The sequence below is a fragment of the Nocardia sp. No.11 genome (assembly GCF_038752175.1).
Lineage (GTDB): Bacteria > Actinomycetota > Actinomycetes > Mycobacteriales > Mycobacteriaceae > Nocardia > Nocardia canadensis.
The window spans coordinates 13,984-32,464 of record NZ_JBCGFB010000014.1 but is presented as its reverse complement, the minus strand read 5'-3'; the positions used below and the strand labels follow the sequence as shown (position 1 = coordinate 32,464).

The 18,481-nt window shown below is 69.1% G+C and carries 17 protein-coding genes; 10 read left to right on the top strand and 7 right to left on the bottom strand.

Annotated elements, in window-relative coordinates; genetic code table 11:
* Positions 1 to 10: 10 nt before the first annotated feature.
* Complete coding sequence (locus tag V8688_RS06930) at positions 11 to 1,945, top strand: fumarate reductase/succinate dehydrogenase flavoprotein subunit (RefSeq protein ID WP_218718375.1); 1,935 nt, start codon at positions 11 to 13, stop codon at positions 1,943 to 1,945.
* Positions 1,946 to 1,947: 2 nt separating this feature from the next.
* Positions 1,948 to 2,694: a succinate dehydrogenase/fumarate reductase iron-sulfur subunit gene (locus tag V8688_RS06925; RefSeq protein WP_342800438.1), complete on the top strand. Its 747-nt coding sequence runs from the start codon at positions 1,948 to 1,950 to the stop codon at positions 2,692 to 2,694.
* 137 nt (positions 2,695 to 2,831) lie between these two features.
* On the opposite strand, the gene V8688_RS06920 is transcribed toward V8688_RS06925, so the two are convergent.
* The 4 genes from V8688_RS06920 to V8688_RS06905 are packed head-to-tail and all read right to left on the bottom strand — an operon-like array spanning position 2,832 to position 4,413.
* The gene (locus tag V8688_RS06920) at positions 2,832 to 3,029 is read right to left on the bottom strand and encodes a hypothetical protein (RefSeq protein ID WP_218718373.1); all 198 of its coding nucleotides are present in this window, start codon (positions 3,027 to 3,029) and stop codon (positions 2,832 to 2,834) included.
* 39 nt (positions 3,030 to 3,068) lie between these two features.
* Complete coding sequence (locus tag V8688_RS06915; RefSeq protein WP_218718372.1) at positions 3,069 to 3,284, bottom strand: DUF397 domain-containing protein; 216 nt, start codon at positions 3,282 to 3,284, stop codon at positions 3,069 to 3,071.
* On the bottom strand, positions 3,281 to 3,499 hold the full coding sequence (locus tag V8688_RS06910) for a DUF397 domain-containing protein (RefSeq protein WP_218718371.1): 219 nt from the start codon (positions 3,497 to 3,499) through the stop codon (positions 3,281 to 3,283). The genes V8688_RS06915 and V8688_RS06910 overlap by 4 nt, the downstream gene beginning before the upstream one ends.
* The gene (locus tag V8688_RS06905) at positions 3,496 to 4,413 is read right to left on the bottom strand and encodes a helix-turn-helix transcriptional regulator (RefSeq protein WP_308248475.1); all 918 of its coding nucleotides are present in this window, start codon (positions 4,411 to 4,413) and stop codon (positions 3,496 to 3,498) included. The genes V8688_RS06910 and V8688_RS06905 overlap by 4 nt, the downstream gene beginning before the upstream one ends.
* Before the next feature lie 203 nt (positions 4,414 to 4,616).
* On the opposite strand from V8688_RS06905, the gene V8688_RS06900 reads away from it, so the two are divergent.
* Positions 4,617 to 4,802 carry a hypothetical protein gene (locus V8688_RS06900; RefSeq protein WP_316573056.1) on the top strand — a complete coding sequence of 62 codons (186 nt, stop codon included), beginning with the start codon at positions 4,617 to 4,619 and terminating at the stop codon, positions 4,800 to 4,802.
* On the opposite strand, the gene V8688_RS06895 is transcribed toward V8688_RS06900, so the two are convergent.
* On the bottom strand, positions 4,799 to 5,746 hold the full coding sequence (locus V8688_RS06895; protein WP_308248474.1) for a DNA-3-methyladenine glycosylase 2 family protein: 948 nt from the start codon (positions 5,744 to 5,746) through the stop codon (positions 4,799 to 4,801). The two genes, V8688_RS06900 and V8688_RS06895, sit on opposite strands and share 4 nt — an antisense overlap.
* A 291-nt stretch (positions 5,747 to 6,037) precedes the next feature.
* A complete protein-coding gene (locus V8688_RS06890) occupies positions 6,038 to 8,947 on the bottom strand; it encodes an FAD-binding and (Fe-S)-binding domain-containing protein (RefSeq protein ID WP_342800437.1) in 2,910 nt (969 codons plus the stop codon).
* A 137-nt stretch (positions 8,948 to 9,084) separates the two neighbouring features.
* Here V8688_RS06890 and V8688_RS06885 point away from each other — a divergent pair, with 137 nt between their 5' ends.
* Positions 9,085 to 10,968 (top strand): ABC transporter ATP-binding protein, encoded by a 1,884-nt coding sequence (locus V8688_RS06885; protein ID WP_218718369.1) that lies wholly within the window; start codon positions 9,085 to 9,087, stop codon positions 10,966 to 10,968.
* A 22-nt stretch (positions 10,969 to 10,990) separates the two neighbouring features.
* On the opposite strand, the gene V8688_RS06880 is transcribed toward V8688_RS06885, so the two are convergent.
* The gene (locus V8688_RS06880; RefSeq protein WP_218718368.1) at positions 10,991 to 11,683 is read right to left on the bottom strand and encodes a GntR family transcriptional regulator; all 693 of its coding nucleotides are present in this window, start codon (positions 11,681 to 11,683) and stop codon (positions 10,991 to 10,993) included.
* 243 nt (positions 11,684 to 11,926) lie between these two features.
* Here V8688_RS06880 and V8688_RS06875 point away from each other — a divergent pair, with 243 nt between their 5' ends.
* Genes V8688_RS06875 through V8688_RS06850 form a run of 6 tightly spaced genes read left to right on the top strand, consistent with a single transcriptional unit; the run spans position 11,927 to position 18,481 of the window.
* The gene (locus tag V8688_RS06875; protein ID WP_316573058.1) at positions 11,927 to 12,847 is read left to right on the top strand and encodes an ABC transporter permease; all 921 of its coding nucleotides are present in this window, start codon (positions 11,927 to 11,929) and stop codon (positions 12,845 to 12,847) included.
* Positions 12,844 to 13,707: an ABC transporter permease gene (locus V8688_RS06870; protein WP_316573059.1), complete on the top strand. Its 864-nt coding sequence runs from the start codon at positions 12,844 to 12,846 to the stop codon at positions 13,705 to 13,707. The genes V8688_RS06875 and V8688_RS06870 overlap by 4 nt, the downstream gene beginning before the upstream one ends.
* Entirely contained in the window at positions 13,704 to 14,705 is a 1,002-nt protein-coding gene (locus V8688_RS06865; protein ID WP_316573060.1) for an ABC transporter ATP-binding protein, read from the top strand. The genes V8688_RS06870 and V8688_RS06865 overlap by 4 nt, the downstream gene beginning before the upstream one ends.
* Entirely contained in the window at positions 14,702 to 15,700 is a 999-nt protein-coding gene (locus V8688_RS06860) for an oligopeptide/dipeptide ABC transporter ATP-binding protein (RefSeq protein ID WP_308248472.1), read from the top strand. Before V8688_RS06865 ends, V8688_RS06860 begins: the two co-directional genes overlap by 4 nt.
* Positions 15,697 to 17,226 carry an ABC transporter substrate-binding protein gene (locus V8688_RS06855; RefSeq protein ID WP_342800436.1) on the top strand — a complete coding sequence of 510 codons (1,530 nt, stop codon included), beginning with the start codon at positions 15,697 to 15,699 and terminating at the stop codon, positions 17,224 to 17,226. The genes V8688_RS06860 and V8688_RS06855 overlap by 4 nt, the downstream gene beginning before the upstream one ends.
* Before the next feature lie 4 nt (positions 17,227 to 17,230).
* Positions 17,231 to 18,481, top strand: a complete 1,251-nt coding sequence (locus V8688_RS06850; RefSeq protein WP_342800435.1) for an amidohydrolase family protein — start codon at positions 17,231 to 17,233, stop codon at positions 18,479 to 18,481.

The following is an 18,481-nucleotide window of genomic DNA, read 5'->3' as shown; positions in this document are numbered from 1 at the left end:
GCTAGTTCGAATGTCAGATGTGGAACGGCACGACTACGACGTCGTGGTGATCGGGGCGGGCGGCGCCGGGCTGCGCGCGGTGATCGAGGCCCGCGAGCAAGGACTCTCGGTCGCGGTGGTGTGTAAGTCGCTGTTCGGCAAGGCGCACACCGTGATGGCCGAGGGCGGCTGCGCGGCCTCGATGGGCAATGCCAACGAGAAGGACAACTGGCAGACCCATTTCAAGGACACCATGCGCGGTGGCAAATTCCTCAACAACTGGCGGATGGCCGAACTGCACGCGCAGGAGGCGCCCGACCGGGTATGGGAACTGGAAACCTATGGGGCCCTGTTCGATCGGACGCCCGACGGGCGAATCAGCCAGCGCAATTTCGGCGGCCACACCTATCCCCGGCTGGCCCACGTCGGCGACCGCACCGGCCTGGAACTCATCCGCACCATGCAGCAGAAGATCGTCTCGTTGCAGCAGGAGGACTACGCGGCCACCGGTGACTACGAGGCCAGGATCAAGGTCTTCGCCGAGTGCACCATCACCGAACTGCTCACCGACGGCGGCCGCATCGCGGGCGCCTTCGGCTACTGGCGCGAATCCGGCGGCTTCGTGTTGTTCAGGGCGCCGGCGATCGTGCTGGCCACCGGCGGGATCGGCAAGTCCTACAAGGTGACCTCGAACTCCTGGGAGTACACCGGCGACGGCCACGCGCTGGCCCTGCGGGCGGGCGCGACGCTGATCAACATGGAATTCCTGCAGTTCCATCCGACCGGCATGGTCTGGCCGCCGAGCGTGAAGGGCATCCTGGTCACCGAGGGCGTGCGCGGCGACGGCGGCGTGCTGAAGAACTCCGACGGCAAGCGCTTCATGTTCGACTACATCCCGCCGGTGTTCAAGGGCCAGTACGCCGAGACCGAGGCCGAGGCCGATCAGTGGTTGCGCGACAACGACTCCGCGCGCCGCACCCCAGACCTGCTCCCCCGCGACGAGGTCGCCAGGGCGATCAACGAGGAGGTGAAGGCGGGGCGCGGCACCGAGCACGGTGGCGTCTACCTCGACATCGCCTCCCGGATGCCCGCCGACGAGATCGTGCGCAGGCTGCCCTCGATGCACCACCAGTTCAAGGAACTGGCCGATGTCGACATCACCGCCGAGCCGATGGAAGTCGGCCCGACCTGCCACTACGTGATGGGCGGTATCGAGGTCGACCCCGACACCGGCGCTGCGGTGGTGCCCGGCTTGTTCGCCGCCGGTGAGTGTTCCGGCGGCATGCACGGCTCGAACCGGCTCGGTGGCAACTCGCTGTCGGATCTGCTGGTGTTCGGGCGACGGGCCGGGCTCGGCGCGTCGGCCTACGTCCAGCAGCTCACCGACCGGCCCGCGCCGGCCGAGACCGACATCGAGGCGGCGGCGAAAGCCGCTCTCGCACCGTTCGATCCGCCCGCCACCGGCGCGGGGGAGAACCCGTACACCCTGCACAGCGAGTTGCAGCAGACGATGAACGACCTGGTCGGCATCATCCGCAAGGAACACGAGGTGCGCGAGGCCATCGAAAAGCTGGCGCAGCTGCGCGCCAGGTACGCCGAGGTCACCGTCGAGGGGAAACGGCAGTTCAATCCCGGCTGGCATCTGGCGCTGGACCTGGCCAACATGCTGCTGGTCAGCGAATGCGTCGCCGAGGCGGCGCTGTTGCGCACCGAGAGCCGCGGCGGGCACACCCGTGACGACCACCCCGGCATGAATCCCGACTGGCGCAACAAGCTGCTGGTCTGCGCGGTGGACCCGGCCACGGCCGACCGGCAGGTCCCGGCGGTCACCGTCACCCCGGCCGATCAGACGCCGATGCGCGACGATCTGCTCGCCCTGTTCGAGCTCAGCGAACTCGAGAAGTACTACACCGAGCAGGAATTGGCCGCCCATCCGGCGGCCGGCTCGACCGAGGGAAAGGCGTAGCGATGGGGTACGACGCCCGGTTCCGGGTCTGGCGCGGTGATCTCGACGGCGGCGGCCTGGAGGACTACACGGTGCTGGTGAACGAGGGCGAGGTGGTGCTCGACATCATCCATCGCCTGCAGGCCACCCAGGCACCCGACCTCGCGGTCCGCTGGAATTGCAAAGCGGGAAAATGCGGTTCGTGTTCGGCGGAGGTGAACGGCAGGCCGCGGTTGCTGTGCATGACCCGGATGTCGACTTTCACCCCTGACGAGGTGATCACGGTGACGCCGATGCGCACCTTTCCGATCATCAAGGATCTCGTCACCGATGTCTCGTTCAACTACGAGAAGGCAAGGCAGATACCGTCTTTCACGCCTCCAGCGGATCTGAAGCCCGGTGACTACCGGATGAAACAGGTCGATGTGGAACGCTCACAGGAGTTCCGCAAGTGCATCGAGTGTTTCCTGTGCCAGAACACCTGTCACGTCGTCCGCGATCACGAGGACAACAAACAGGCCTTCGCGGGCCCGCGCTATCTGATGCGCATCTCCGAACTGGAGATGCACCCGCTCGACACCGCCGACCGCCGGGAAATGGCGCAGGAGGAGGCGGGCCTGAGCTATTGCAATATCACCAAATGCTGCACCGAGGTGTGCCCGGAACACATCAAGATCACCGACAACGCGCTCATTCCGTTGAAGGAACGCGTTGTCGATCGCAAATACGACCCGATTGTGTGGCTCGGCAACAAACTGTTCCGTCGGTAGGCGACTCGCCGCGGGGCACGTGATGGCGTGCCCCGCGGCGATCGCCTTCTACAACACGGCGACAGTCCCCACCGCGACTAATCCGACCAGTAATCCGNCGCGGGGCACGTGATGGCGCCCCCCGCGGCGATCGCCTTCTACAACACGGCGACAGTCCCCACCGCGACTAATCCGACCAGTAATCCGATGAACAGCGCGCCGAGAAGCGAACCGGTGAGCACATAGATCCCGATCGCCGATACCGCGAACAGCAGTATCACGATCAGGCGCTCGACTCCGTCCTCAGGCGCCAGCCTCCGGTACCGGGGTGGCATTTTCTTCAACCCTCGGTCCATGTAGATGGGCTACCCGGCCGGGCCTTGATCCAAACGTGATCAAGGGCGATCGAACTCGCCGTCGTGCACGCCCGCGGTGAACGCGGTCCACTCGCTCGGGGTGAAGATCAGCACCGGACCGTCGGGATTCTTGCCGTCGCGCAACGCCACGTACCCGTCGGGCAGCATGGCGACCTCGACGCTGCTGCCCTCCCCCGCGGTCCCGGCGCGCAGCCAGGTCGCGCCGGTGGTGTCGATGGTGCGCTTGCTGTTCACCGTGCGCCCAGGGCGCACGCGAACGCGCCGTTGTCGATGCCCTGGGTGAAGGCGTCCCAGCTCGGGCCGTCGAAGACCAGCGCGGGGCCGGCCGGGTTCTTGCTGTCGCGCACGCCGACGCGACCACCGAACAGGAATGCCACTTCGACGCAGTCCTTGCCCGCGCCGCTGCGCGTGCTCTTGAACCAGTGTGCGTCGACGAGATCGAAACTCATGCCACATACTCCTTCGCGACCTGCCGCAGCAGGTGTCTACTCGGTTGAATATCCAGCGCATGACGCTGGAGGCACTCGTGAGCCCGGTCGTACCTTCTGACATCCGCGCGTCGTTCCAGGTAGAGATCGCCGGTGAAGCCTTCGGCGTACACCACCGGTGGTTCGACCGGTTGCCCCTTGCTGTCGGTGCCGAACTCGAGAACCGTGAAAGGTCCGGTGGAGACTCCGAGTGGAACACCGGCGGCAAACGGCAGGATACGCAGTGTCACATTGCTTCGGGTGCTCGCGTCGGCAAGATGTCGCAACTGCGCAGCCATCACCTTTGCATCACCGACGATGCGATGCAATACCGATTCGTGCAGAACCACATCGATCTCGGCGGGCGAATGCTTGCGGTTGATCAACGCCTGTCGTTGCAGCCGCAACGCGACCCGCCGATCGAGCTCGTCGACCGAATCCTTGGGATAGCCCAGCTGATTCAGCGCACGCGCGTAGTCCGCCGTCTGCAGCAGGCCGAGGACTAATTCGGACTGATAAGCCCGCAGCCGATGCGCCGATGCCTCCAAACCCACATAGACGTCGAAGTTTTCGGGAATCAGATCGCCGTACGCGTGCCACCAGCTCTTGACGGCGGCCTGCTGCGCGAGGCCCGTCAAGCCCTCGGCGAGATCGTCCGGAATACCGTAGATCCGGCACAGCTCGTGGATGTCGATCGTCCGGATGCGGTCGGCCTGGCCCTTTTCCAGGCGCTGCAACGTGCTGGCGCCCCATTCCATCAACTTGGCGGCCTCGGCGATCGTCAGACCCGCCTGGGTCCGCCAATCGCGCAGATAGCGGCCGAGCTGGCGGCGCGGCAGTGTCGAGGAGACCCCTGCCGCCGGTCCGCCCACTCCGGTCGATGCGTTCGCTGCCACAGCCCCACTCCTTCTGTGCTCGCAACCCGCCACAGCCCACAGCCCCGCCTATGGCGGTGGATTTCGTCCACTATGGGGAATCCTGCACTCCCCGTTGGATGCCGTGCTGGGAATTCGCCGCGAAATATCGGGATCGGCGTGTACCGGCCGTTAGCCGAACGGTTGCGTGCTCTCCTGGAGACATGCAATTGAGCGATGTGAACATGCATATTGCCGCTGCACTACTCGGTTGCGGCACCGATCCGGGCCCGATGGACGCCGAACAGGCCCATGCCGCAATGCAATTGCACCTCGACTGCACGGTCGACGAGTGCCGGGTCCGCAGGCGGGCCCGCACCACCCTCGTCGACGCGGGGCACTGCGTGCTCGACCAGCGCGCGATCCGTTAGCGGTGCCGGTGGTCGGTGATCGGGGTGCGTGGCCCGAATTTCGGTTTGTGCGCCTGCCCGCTCAGCGCGAGCAGGCGCACCGCCCGATAGCGGTGCGGCCGTAGCGGTTCCAGGTACTCGATCATCGCGTCGTCGTCGATCGGCCTGCCGAGCAGGCTCCAGCCGACCGTCGCGGCCAGGTGGTAGTCGCCGACCGAGAGGGCGTCGGCGTCGCCGAAGGCGCGCTGCGCGGTCTCGGCAACCGTCCAGACACCGATGCCGGGCAGGCTGCGCAACCGCCGCGCGGCCTCGCCGGGCGAGAGCTGCGCGGTGCGCTCGATCGAGTCGGCGACCCGGGCCGCGCGCACGATGGTCTGTGCCCGCTGCGGGCCGACATTGGCCCGGTGGTACTTCCACGACGGGATGCGCCGCCAGGTCTCGGCGTCGGGCGCGACCATCAGCCCGGCGGGCGCGGGCCCCGGCGCCCGCGCGCCGAACTCACGGACCAGGCTGCGCCAGGCCGCGAACGAGGACTTGGTGTGCACCTTCTGCTCGAGGATCGCCGGCACCAGCGATTCGAACACCAGCCCGGTCCGCAGCATCCGCAGGCCGGGCACCACGCGATGGGCTTCGACCAGCTTGGGATGCTCGGGCGTGAAGTCGGCCAAGTCTTCCTCGAGGCACAGCATCCGGTCCAGCCCGGCCAGGAATTCCTCGGCGCCGGGTCCCCAGGCGCGCGCGTGCGCGCCGTCGCGGCCGTCCTGGACGAGCCGGTAGGTGACCACCCCGGTCGGCATCCGGGAGGCGTGCCAGTGCGCGCCGTCGGCGTCGACGTGGTGACACGGATCGCCGCCGCCGCGCCGCAGCGGGACCACGGTGAGCCCGACGTCGAACGGTCTGCTCGACCGGACGGTCCTGGACAGCCCGGCCGTCGTCAGGCCGGGGTCGAGGGTCTGATCGCGCACCCGACCATTGTGCGCGCCCGCTCCCGCGCCGATGCGTGTTCGTAATATTCGCCACGTTCACCGCGATGTAGATCGTGTTGGCAAACAGCCGGCATCCCATCGATGCAGGAGGTACCCGATGATCACCAACGCACTCAACTGGCTGCTGGCGGCGTGGGGCAGCGGGTCGGCGGGCAGCTCGGGGTACCAGATCGCGCCCGGCACCCTGCCCGGCGGTAGCTGAGCCGCGTTCGACCGCGGGCCTACCGCGCGGGCGCCGGACACGGCGCACGCATCGGACGGCCGCGCACCTCAGCCGCCCAAGAGGAACGTCGCCAACGACACTCCTCGGACGTTCGCCAGCTGCTCGGCCTGCGTCCGGCAGGAGAAGCCGTCCGCCAGGAACGTCGTGCCGTCCGGGGCTGCGCGCAGGGCCGGGAGCAGGGCACTCTCCGCGACCGCGACGGACACCTCGTAGTGGCCTCTCTGCATTCCGAAGTTCCCGGCCAGCCCACAGCACCCGGCCAGCTCCTCGACGGTGACGCCCATCGCGGCCAGCAACCTGCGCTCCGCGGCGAACCCACCGACGGCATGCTGATGACAATGCGGCTGTACCACGACCCGTTCCCCCGCACGGGGCGGCGGCCGCCATCCGGGCTGGTCGACCAGGAGCTCGGCCAGCGTCCGAACGGCAGCCGCGACCCGCGCCGCCCGCGGATCATCGGCCAGTAGTTCCGGCAGGTCGGCGCGCAGCGCGGCGGTACACGACGGTTCGAGACCGACGACCAGTCCACCCGCGGCCACGTGGTCGGCCAGCGCCTCCACCGTCGCCCGCAGCCGAGCACGCCCGCCGTCGAGCTGTCCGGTGGTTATCCACGTCAATCCACAGCAGACCCGAGCCGTGGGGATATGTACCCGGTAGCCGAGTTCTTCGAGCAACACCGTCGCGGCGATCGCGTTCGCCGGATCGAAGGTGTCGGTGAAGGAATCCACCCACAGCAGCACCGTGCGCTCGCTCCCCGTCGACGACCCGGTCGACGTCGCTTTCGTGGTGGTGGTGGCGGCGGGGTCGTCGGTGCGCGAGTGCGGCAGTAGGTCGTGGTGGCGGGAGCGCACGAGGGCGGCGACCGCGGGCTCGGTGCGGCGGTTGCCACCGATTTCCTGCCAGATCCGGCGGAACGGCGTCGGCGCGAGGACCGGTGCTCGGCGGCGGGGATCGATGCCGACCGCGCGCATGGCGGTTCGGCGGAGCAGGGGGCGGGCGGCGAGAGTGTTGGCCAGGCGGGGAAAGCGTTGGGCGGCAGTGAGCCAGCGGGGAAGTCGGCCCAGGACGTAGTGGTCGAGGGGCCGGGGGCGACCTCGGTAGCGGCGGTACAGGGTTTCGGATTTGTAGGTGGCCATGTCGACGCCCGCCGGGCAGTCCGATCCACAGGCCTTGCAGGACAGGCACAGATCCAGTGATTCCTCGACCGCCGGTGCGCGCCAATCGAGTTCGCCGCGGACGACCTCTTGGAGGACGCGGGCGCGGCCTCGAGTGCTGTCCTTCTCGTCGGCGGTCGCCAGGTACGACGGGCACATGAAGCCGCCCGAGGCGCGAGTGTCCGCCCGGCACTTGCCGATTCCTACACACCTGTGCACAGCTGTGGACAGATCGCCGGCATCGTCGGCCAGCGCGAAACCACCCACCGAGGGCAGCGGACGCAGCCCCGCGACTCGCAGGTCGCCATCCACGGGCGCCGCGTCGACGAGGACGCCGGGGTTGAGCACGTCGTCGGGGTCGAACAACGCCTTGAACCCGGCGAAGGCGGCACGCGCGGCGGGGGAGTACATCACCGCGAGCAGTTCGGATCTGGCGCGCCCGTCGCCGTGTTCGCCGGAGAGCGAACCACCGTGGCGCACTACGAGTTCGGCGGCGTCGAACAGGAAGGACCGGAAACGCCGGGGCGCGTCGGCGATCGGGAAATCGAGCCGGACGTGGATGCAACCGTCGCCGATATGGCCGTACAGCAGCCCGTCGACCTCGTACGCCGCGGTGAGCGAGGCGAATTCGCGCAAGTAGCGACCCAGCTGAGCGGGTGGGACGGCGGCGTCCTCCCAGCCGGGCCAGGCGGGACGACCGTCCGGTGTGCGCCCGGCCAATCCGGCTCCGTCGGCCCGGATCCGCCAGAGTGCCGCCACGGCAGCGGGATCGGTGACGATGCGATGGTCCTCGGCGTTCGCCTCCCGGCACAGCCGCTCGGCCTGCGCGAACGCCTCGTCGGCACTCGCCCCCGCCGTCTCGACGAACAGCCATCCGCGCCCGCGCGGCAGTGCGGGCACCGTGCCGCGATGCGCGCGGACCCGGTCGACCAGACCGGCATCGATGCCCTCCACCGCGATCGGCCCGTACCTGGTGACCGCGGCGACATCGTCTGCCGCCGTGGCGATATCGGGGTAGCCGAGCACGGTCAGCACAGTGGCGGCGGGCACCGGGGTGAGGTCGAGTTCGGCCTCGAGCAGCAGTCCACAGGTGCCCTCGGTGCCGACGAATGCCTTCGCGATCGACGAACCACGCTCCGGCAGTAGGTGTTCCAGCCCGTACCCGGACGCCTGCCGATCGAATCGGCCCAGCTCGGTGCGCAATACCGCGAGGTTGGCGGTGGCGAATCCGGCCAGACCGGGAACCACGCCGAGGTCGTCCCCGAGCACCCGTTCGGTGCCCGTCCCGTCGACGACGCGCAGCGACCGCACCCGATCGGAGGTGCGCCCCCAGGCCAGCGCGTGCGGCCCGCAGGCGTTGTTGCCGATCATCCCGCCCAGCGTGCAGCGGTCCTGGGTGGACGGGTCGGGCCCGAACCGCAGACCGTCGGACCGCAGCCGTCGTTGCAGGTCCGAAAGCACGACGCCCGGCTGCACCCGGGCCGTCCGCGCCTGCGGATCGACCGCCAGCACGCCCCGCAGATGCCTGCTGAAATCGAGCACGATCCCGGGACCCACGGCATTGCCCGCCACCGAGGTCCCCGCGCCGCGCGCGGTCAGCGAGAGCCCGTGTTCGCGGGCGAAGGTGACGGTCGCGGCGACATCGGCGTCGTGGCGCGGGAACACCACCAGCGTGGGCCGGACCCGGTAGTTGGAGGCGTCCGAGGAGTACTCGGCGCGGCGGCGGACCGACGCGTCGACCGCGCCGTCGAGCCGGCCGCGCAGGGCATCGGCCAGTAGCTCCGCACTCCGGTCGCCATCCACCCGACCAGCTTATTTCGCCGGTGTTCGCTGCCGGCGGAACGGGCGGTCCCGGAAATGTATTTGCAGTCAACCTTTGTTGAGGTTTTAGTGTCGGTGGGCAGGAGTTCGATGGGTGGGGAGCGAAGAGGAGTGCGGCAGTGAGTATCGAATCGGTGGCCTACAGCCAGATGTACCGGCGGATGAACGCGCCCGAGGAGGAGCGGCCGTTCAGCCTGTCCACCGCGCGGCGCATTCTGCGTTTCGCCGAGGCGCACTGGCGGCGGATCTCGGCGTTCCTGCTGCTCAGCGTGCTCGCCGCGGTGCTCGGCGTGGCGACGCCGGTGCTGGCCGGTCGCGTCGTCAACGACATCGTCGGCGGCTCGGCGCCGCGCACGGTCGTCATCCTCGCGCTCGCCATCGCGGGCCTGGCGGTGCTCGACGCCGGCCTCGGCATCGTCATCCGGTGGCTGTCCGCCCGGATCGGTGAGGGCCTGATCCTGGACCTGCGCACCGCCGTGTTCGATCACGTGCAGAAGATGCCGGTCGCGTTCTTCACCCGCACCAGGACCGGCGCGCTGGTGAGCAGGCTCAACAGCGATGTGATCGGCGCGCAGCGCGCGTTCAGCGACACTCTGTCGGGCGTGGTCACCAACCTGGTGACGCTGGCGCTGACCCTCGCGGTCATGCTCAGCATCTCCTGGCAGATCACCCTGCTCGCGCTCGTGCTGCTGCCGGTGTTCGTGATCCCCGCGCGCCGGGCGGGCAATCGGCTGGCCGCCATGCAGCGCGAGGCCGCGCAGCTCAACGCCGCCATGAGCACCCAGATGACCGAGCGCTTCTCCGCGCCGGGCGCCACCCTGGTGAAGCTGTTCGGCAGGCCGCGGCAGGAGTCCGCGGAGTTCGCGGTGCGCGCCACCCGGGTCCGCGACATCGGCGTGCGCACCGCCATGCTGCAGACCACCTTCGTCACCTCGCTCACCCTGGTCTCCGCGCTGGCCCTGGCCCTGGTCTACGGCCTGGGCGGCTGGTACGCCCTGCAGGGCAGTCTGGACGCGGGTTCGGTCGTCGCCCTGTCACTGCTGCTGACCCGCCTCTACACCCCGCTCACCGCGCTGGCCAGCGCGCGCCTGGAGATCATGTCGGCACTGGTGAGTTTCGAGCGCGTGTTCGAGGTGCTGGATCTGCGGCCGCTGATCGAGGACGCGCCCGGCGCGGTCCCGGTCGCCGACGGTCCGGTCGCGGTGGAGCTGGACGCGGTGACCTTCGGCTACCCCTCGGCCGACAAGGTCTCGCTGGCCTCGCTCGAGGACGTGGCGACCCTGGACACCCGGGGCGGCGTGGAGGTGCTGCACGAGGTGTCGCTGCGGGCCGAGCCCGGCCAGCTGATCGCCCTGGTCGGCTCGTCCGGCGCGGGCAAATCCACCATCGCCCAGCTGGTTTCGCGCCTCTACGACGTCGACTCCGGCGCGGTCCGGCTCAACGGCACCGATGTGCGCGAGCTGACCACCGAGTCCATCCAGCGCACGGTCGGCCTGGTCACCCAGGACGGTCACCTGTTCCACGACACGATCCGCGCCAACCTGCTGCTGGCACGGCCGGAGGCGACCGAGGACGAACTGTGGGACGCGCTGCGCCGGGCCCGGCTCGGCGAGCTGGTCGACTCGCTCACCGACGGCCTCGACACCGTCGTCGGCGAGCGCGGCTACCGCCTCTCCGGTGGTGAACGCCAGCGCCTGACCATCGCGCGCCTGCTGCTCAAGCAGCCCCGCGTGGTGATCCTCGACGAGGCCACCGCCTCGCTGGACTCCACCTCCGAGGCGGCGGTGCAGGAAGCGCTCACCGAGGCGCTGCACGGCCGGACCGCGCTGGTGATCGCCCACCGGCTGTCCACGATCCGCTCCGCCGATCAGATCGTGGTGCTCGAGCAGGGCCGCATCGTCGAGCGCGGCACCCACGCCGACCTGCTCAATGCCGACGGCCGCTACGCCGAGCTCTACCGCACCCAGTTCGCCGAGGACCCGGTCCCTGTCACCGCGGCCTGACCGAACCGCGCCGACCCCGCTGTCAGGCGGGGTCGGCGTGGCGCAGCGCGGTGACGATGGCCAGCGTCGGCGTGCGGCCCGCCTCGGTGTGGCTGAGCATCGCGTACTCGGCGAGGCGTTCGTCGCCGGAGGAGATCGCCTCGATGAGGTGGCGATGTTCGTCGCGCTGCTCCTCGGTGTCGCGGTCGGCGGTGAGGAAGAACAGCCACGCCATCCGGGCGAGAATGGTGCGCATCAGCTGGGTGAGCAGGCTGTTGCCGGACAGTTCGACGATCGCGCCGTGCAGCTTCGCGTTGGTCTCGGCGATCCGCAGCGGATCACGAGAGTCGGTGGCCACCTGCGCTTCTCGTAGCGCGGCTCGCAGCGGTGCGCTGTCGTGACCCTGCCGGATGCGGGCGGCGGCGAGCCGGGCGCCGAGCGGTTCCAGCCCGATCCGCACGTCGAAGAGTTCCTCCACCGCCGCGCGATCCCAGGAGCGCACGACCGCGCTGCGCCGGGGCAGCGCGCTGACGATGCCGTCGAATTCGAGCAGCGCCAGCGCCTCGCGCACCGGCAGTCGCGAGGTGCCGAGCATGGCGGCGACACGGGCCTCCGGTAGCTTCTCGCCTTCCCGGTATACCCCGGTGATGATGTTGCGCCGAAGCTCGTCGTAGATCCGCCGGGTCTGGGAGGTGTCGTCGACGGCTTCCGCCGGGCGACGTTGGTCTCGGGCCACGGAGTAAGTCTACGAATATATCTTCGGTCGACCGTTGTTTCATCTGGTCGCGCAGGGATCACTGGTGCACCGAAGCCGGATACGCCGTCGGACAGCGGTCCGAAAACACCCATTGACCACGAAATATATATCTTTTCGACCAGCCGCATCATTCACCGGACCGAAACGTGCGGAACACAAGCGGGATACACCCAACTCCAATTCTGTATACCGATTCACCATCGGCCACAGAGAGGATGCGAGTTGGCCGTCTATCTGCTCCGCCGCTTCGCGCAGGCGGTGATCACCGTTTTCGCCGTCATCTCACTGGCATTCCTGCTCGGCAGGCTGACCGGAAGCCCCGCCGCGTCGCTGCTGCCCGAGACCGCCAGTGCGGCCGATATCGCGGCACTCGACCACGAACTCGGCTTCGACAAGCCGCCGCTGACCCAGTACCTCGACTACCTGACCGGAATTCTGTCGGGTGATTTCGGGGACTCCTACCAGCAGACCGGCACCTCGTCGATGTCGCTGGTCCTGCAGCGTCTGCCCGCCTCCCTGCAACTGGGCGTCACCGGCTTCGCGATCGGGCTCGCGCTGGCCTTCGCCGTCGTGCTCGTCATCCATCTCAGTGGCCGCTGGTCGTTGCGCGGGGTCGCACTCGGACTCGGCGCGGCCCGACTCGCCGTGCCGGACTTCCTGTTCGGGCTGCTGCTGGTGCTGGTGTTCTCGGTGACGCTGGGCTGGTTACCGTCACTGGCCGGTGCCGATCCGCTCGCGATCGTCATGCCCGCGGTGACCATCGCGACCGCGCAGTTCGTCGTGTATTCGCGGCTGCTGGACAACTCGCTGGTCGCGGAGAGCTCTCAGGACTACGTGCGCACCGCCTACGCGCGCGGCGAGCGCCGGTCGTCGGTGCTGCTGCGCGATGTCCTGCCCAACGCGCTGCTGCCGGTACTCACCATCTCCGGAATCACCCTGGGCACCTTGCTCGGTGGTCTGGTCATCGTCGAGAACGTCTTCGCCTGGCCGGGTTTGGGTCAGCTCATGCTCGACGCGGTGTTCAACCGGGACTTTCCGGTGGTCCAGTCCGGGCTGGTGGTGATCGCGACGATCTTCGTGATCGTCAACTTCGGCATCGACGTCCTCTACGGCGTCATCGACCCGAGAGCGAGGGTCCGGTGATCCGCCCCCGTCAGCACGCCACGATCGCCGGCGTCGCGATGATCCTGGCCGTTGTCCTGTTCTCACTGCTCTACCCGCTCTTTCCCGGCTACGACCCGTACGCGCAGCACCTCGCGTCCGCGTTCACCCGGCCGTTCACCGACGGGCACTACCCGCTCGGCACCGATTCGCTCGGCCGTGACCTGGCGAGCAGGCTGGCGCTGGCCGGGCGGATCACGCTCGGGCTGGTCCTGGTGATCGTGGTGGTCAACGCGCTGATCGGGATGGCGATCGGCACGGTGTCGGGCTACTTCCGCGGCGTCACCGACAACGTGCTGATGGGCGTCGCGGACGTGCAGCTCGCGGTCCCGATGACACTGGTGATCATGGCCGTGTCGGCCATTCGCGGACCGAGCACCGTGCTGATGGCCACGATCCTCGGCGTCACCTTCTGGGTCGGCTACGCCAGAGTGGCGCGCTCGGTGGCACTGGGCCTGTCCGGCCGCGATTTCGTGATCGCGCCGAAGTTGCTCGGTGCGCGCTCGGGCTGGGTGATGCGCGAGCACGTCGTCGGACACGTCACCGCGCCGGTGCTGATCCTGGCGACCGCCGATCTCGGCAACGTGCTGATCATGATCTCCTCGTTCGACTACCTCGGTCTCGGCGTGCAACCGCCCACCCCGAGCTGGGGATTGATGATCACCGACGGGCAGAAATATCTGCGCCAAGCCCCGTATCTGACGATCGTGCCCGCCGTCGCCCTGCTGCTGGTGATCGGCGGAACCCTGCTGGCCAGTAGGCGATTCACCGACGAGGGGCAGGGGCTGCGCCGGGTGCGGCGGGCCCGGCGCGGCGCACTCGCGAAGGAGGTCGCGGCATGAGCGCGCTGTTGGAGATCACCGATCTCACCGTGGGCTACGAGACGGCGGCGGGGGAGCGGGTGGTGCTCGTCGACTCGGTGAGCCTGCGGCTGGCCGAGGGTGAAGTGCTCTGTCTCGTCGGCGAATCCGGCTCCGGCAAGTCGGTGACGATGCTCGCCGTGCTCGGCCTGCTGCCCGCACCGCTGGAGATCTTCTCGGGCAGTGTGCGTTTCCGTGGCGCCGAACTCGTCGGTGCGGACGACGAGACCCTGCGCAAGCTCCGCGGCGCCGAGCTCGGCATGGTTTTCCAGGACCCGATGACCACGCTCAACCCGGTCCGCCGGGTCGGCGTCCAGATCGGGCGCGCGCTGGCCGTGCACCAGCGGCTCGACGCCCGGGCACGCACTCGGCGCGTCGTCGAACTCCTCGCCGCCGTGGGCATTCCCCAGCCTGCCGAGCGGGCCCGCGCCTACCCGCACCAGTGGTCCGGTGGCATGCGGCAGCGCGCGGTGATCGCCATGGCGATGGCCAACGATCCGGCGGTGCTCATCGCCGACGAGCCGACCACGGCCCTCGACGTCACCATCCAGGCCCAGCTCATGGAGGTGCTGGCGCAGGCCCGCGCCCGCAGTGGCGCGGCGATGGTCCTGATCACCCACGACCTCGGCTTGGTCGCGCAGTACGCCGATCGGGTGGCGATCATGTACGCGGGCCGGGTCGTCGAGACCGGGACCGTGTGGCAGATCTTCGACGACGCCACCCACCCGTACACCCGGGGGCTGCAACGCAGCCTGCTCGGACAGTCGGGCGGCGCCAGGGCCTACGCCATCCCCGGTTCGCCCCCGTCACCGACGCGACGTCCGCCCGGATGCGGCTTCGCCCCGCGCTGCGAGTTCGCCGGGAAGAACGACGAATGCTCTACCACCACACCGGTTCTCGTCCCGCTGGCCGGCGGGCGCGCGGTGGCCTGCCCGCCCGCGATCGAGTCCGCGCCGATCGAACAGGACCTCTCCGCATGACGACGATCGACGAGCCCGAGGACGTCATCCGGGTCGACCGACTGGAGGTGAGCTTCACCAGCAGGCGCGGGCTCCTCGGCACACGCAGGCTCCGCGCCCTCGACGGCGTGAGCTTCGCGGTCCGCCGCGGCGAGACCTTCGGCCTGGTCGGCGAATCCGGCGGCGGCAAGTCGACGCTGGTCCGCACCCTTTTCGGGATCAATACCCCGAGCGCGGGCTCGATCCGGATCCTCGGCCACGATCTGGCGACGCTGCGCCCGCAGGCCCGGCGCGCACTGCGCAACCGGGTCCAGCTGGTGTTCCAGGACCCGTACTCCTCTCTCGATCCGCGCATGACCGCGCACGACATCGTCGCCGAGCCGCTGCGTATCGCGGGCGGATACCGGCGAGAGCGCGTGGTGGAGCTGCTGGATCAGGTGGGACTGGGCCGCGACGCGCTGGCGCGCAAGCCCGCCGAGTTCTCCGGCGGGCAGCGGCAGCGGCTCGGCATCGCCAGGGCGCTCGCCCCGGGGCCCGAGGTGCTGGTGCTCGACGAACCCGTCTCCGCGCTGGACGCCTCGGTGCAGGCCCAGGTCATCAATCTGCTACAGGACCTACAGGAACAGCTCGGGCTGTCGTATCTGTTCATCGCCCACGATCTGTCGGTGGTGCGCCACCTGTCCGACCGGATCGCGGTGATGCACCTGGGCAAGCTCGTCGAGATCGGCGCGACCGAAGACGTCTTCACCGGCCCCGCGCACCCGTACACGCGGGCCCTGATCGCCTCGGCGCCCGTGCCCGACCCGCATCGACGCCGCCGCGACACCTCGACGCTGGTGCGCGGCGAACTGCCCGATGCCGCGAACCCACCGAGCGGCTGCACCTTCCGCACCCGCTGCCCCCTCGCCACCGCCGACTGCGCGACGCGCGTACCGGAACTCGAACCACAGGGTCGTACCGACCATGTCGCGGCCTGCCTGCACCCGCTCGCACGCCCGTCGAAAGGAAACCGATGAAACCGATCACCCGCGGGATGGCGACAGGGCTCGCCGTCCTCGCCTTCGCCACCTTCACCCTCAGTGCCTGCGCGCCCGCGGGTTCCGACACCGCTTCGGCGACAACGCTGGTCGTCGGCGCGGTCACCGAGCCGACCGACGTGCCCGACCCGATCAGTGACGGGTCGCTGGCCGGCTACAACTACTACTTCGCGACCTTCGACCAGCTCGCCCGATTCGACAGCGAAGGCGTGATCGGGCCGAAGCTGGCGACGAAGTGGGAGCACAACGCCGACTTCACCCAGTGGACCTTCACCATCCGCGACGGTGTGAAATTCCACAACGGCGAGCCGCTGAAGGCCTCCGATGTCGCGTTCACCTACAACCAGATCAAGGCGACGCCGACCGGCGACCCGGCCACCTACATGGAGATGTTCACCTCCGCCGCCGTCGGACCCGGCAACACCGTGGTGTTCAGCCTCAACGCCCCGTTCTCCGCGTGGCCGACGATCACCACCGGCGTCTCGATCGTGCCCGAGTCGGTGTACACGAAGCTGGGGTCCGTGGGATTCGCCGCCGCGCCGGTCGGGTCCGGGCCGTTCGTCTTCGATCACTACACGCGCGGCGTCGAATACGCGGTCAAGCGCAATCCGGACTACTGGGGCGAGAAGGCCACGATGGAGGCGGTCACCTTCAAGACGGTGGCCGACGCCGACGCCCGGCTCAACGGTGTCCAGTCCGGCAGCCTCGACATCGCGCTGGTCGCCCCGAATCAGGTGGCGGCCGTGGAGGGTTCATCGAGCGTGCGGATCGAGTCGCGGGTCTCCAACGGTGTCACCTTCCTCGGCATGAACGCCACCGCCGGTCCACTGGCCGACCAGCGGGTCCGCGAGGCGATCGCGCTGTCGATCGATCGCGAGGGCATCGTGAAGACCCTGCTGGCGGGCCGGGCGACGGTCGACAACCAGCTGGTCGCCGAGAACGTCGGCGGATTCGACCCGAATTACCCGGCGCCGGTGCGTGATACCGCCAAGGCCAAGCAGTTGCTGGCCGCGGCGGGCTACCGCGGGACGCCGATCCCGTTCCAGTACGCGACCAACGGGCGCATCCCGCTGAGTTCGGAGATCGCCCAGTCGATCCAGGCCAACCTCGCCGAGGTCGGCATCACCATCACGTTGCAGGGCACCGATCAGAGCAGCCTGTCGCAGATGATCTACAGCAAGAAGGCCGCCACCGGCATCTACCTCAACACCTACGCCCCCTCCACCATGGACGGTGACGCGCCGATCGCCTCGATGTTCGGCGGGCAGTGGAACGACTACGCGATGCTGCCGGAAACCCAGGCGCTGGTGGCCAAGACCCGGACCGTCGCCGGGCAGGCCAGGATCGACGTCTACCGCGAGCTGTTCACCCTCAACGACGCGAAGGCGCTGCTGATCGGCCTCTACACCCCGGACGCCAGCTACGCCGTCGACCCGGCGCTGCGGTGGCAGCCCCGGGCGGACGGGATGATCACCGTCGACCTGGCGAGCTTCGGAAAGGACTGAGTCCATGGGGGATTCGCTGCTGCTCAGCGATGTGCGCCCGTGGGGCACCGAGCCGGTGGACGTGCTCATCGAGGACGGCGTGGTCGCCACGGTCGCGGCGACCGGCACGACGAGGACGGCCGCCGAGCGGGTCGACGGCGCGGGCAGGCTGCTCCTGCCCGCCCTGTCCGACGTGCACCTGCACCTGGATTCCAGTCGCCTGGGGCTGCCGTTCCGGGCGCAGACCGGCGAGCCGGGCCGGTGGGGCCGGATCATGAACGACCGGGCGCAGTGGCGCACGGCCGAGCGCTCGGTGACCGAGCGGGCCTCGTTCACCCTCGCCGTCGCGGTCGCCAACGGCGCCACCAGGATTCGCAGCCACGCCCAGGTGGACGCCGACACCGGGCTCGCGAAGCTCGAGGGTGAACTCGCGGCGCGGGAACGCTACGCCGACGTCTGCGACGTGGAGATCGTGGCGTTCCCGCAGGTCGGCATTCTGCTCGAACCCGGTGTCGTCGATCTGATGGACGCGGCGCTCTCGGCCGGTGCCGACCTGGTCGGCGGGATGGACCCGTGCGAACTCGACCGTGATCCGGTACGGCATCTCGACGCGGTGTTCGGGTTGGCCGAAAAGCACCAGGCCGGGGTCGACATCCATCTGCACGAGGCGGGCGAGCTCGGGCTGTTCACGTTGTCGCTGATCATCGAGCGGGTGCGGGCACTCGGGATGACCGGTCGGGTGACCATCTCGCACGCGCGGTGTCTGGCCAGTGGACTGCCCGGCGTGCCGGGGGCCATCGCGCAGCTGGCGGAGTTCGATATCGCGCTGACGCACGCGGCGGGCGCGCAGGGCTGGGCACTGCCCCTGCTCGACCTGGCGGCCGCCGGCGTGCGGGTCGGGGTCGGGATGGACGGTCAGCGGGACTACTGGTCGCCCTACGGCAACGGCGACATGCTCGACCGCGCGTGGCAACTCGCGTTCGTCAACGGGTACGGGTCGGATCAGCACGTGGAGCACGCACTGGCCGTGGCGACCTGGGGCGGCGCGAGCGTGATCGATCGGAGTCTGCGTCCGCTCGACCTGCTCGATCCGCATCCCGGTGTCGCGGTCGGTGATCCGGCGGAGTTCTTCCTGGTCGACGCGGTGAGCCCGACGGCGGCCGTGATGGATCGGCCCGCCGCCCGGACCGTCATCCATCGGGGCGCCGTGGTTTCGGTCGACACAGCGATCGAGGGGTTCGAGATCCCCGGACGTTTCGGCAGGGAAGGGAGCTGA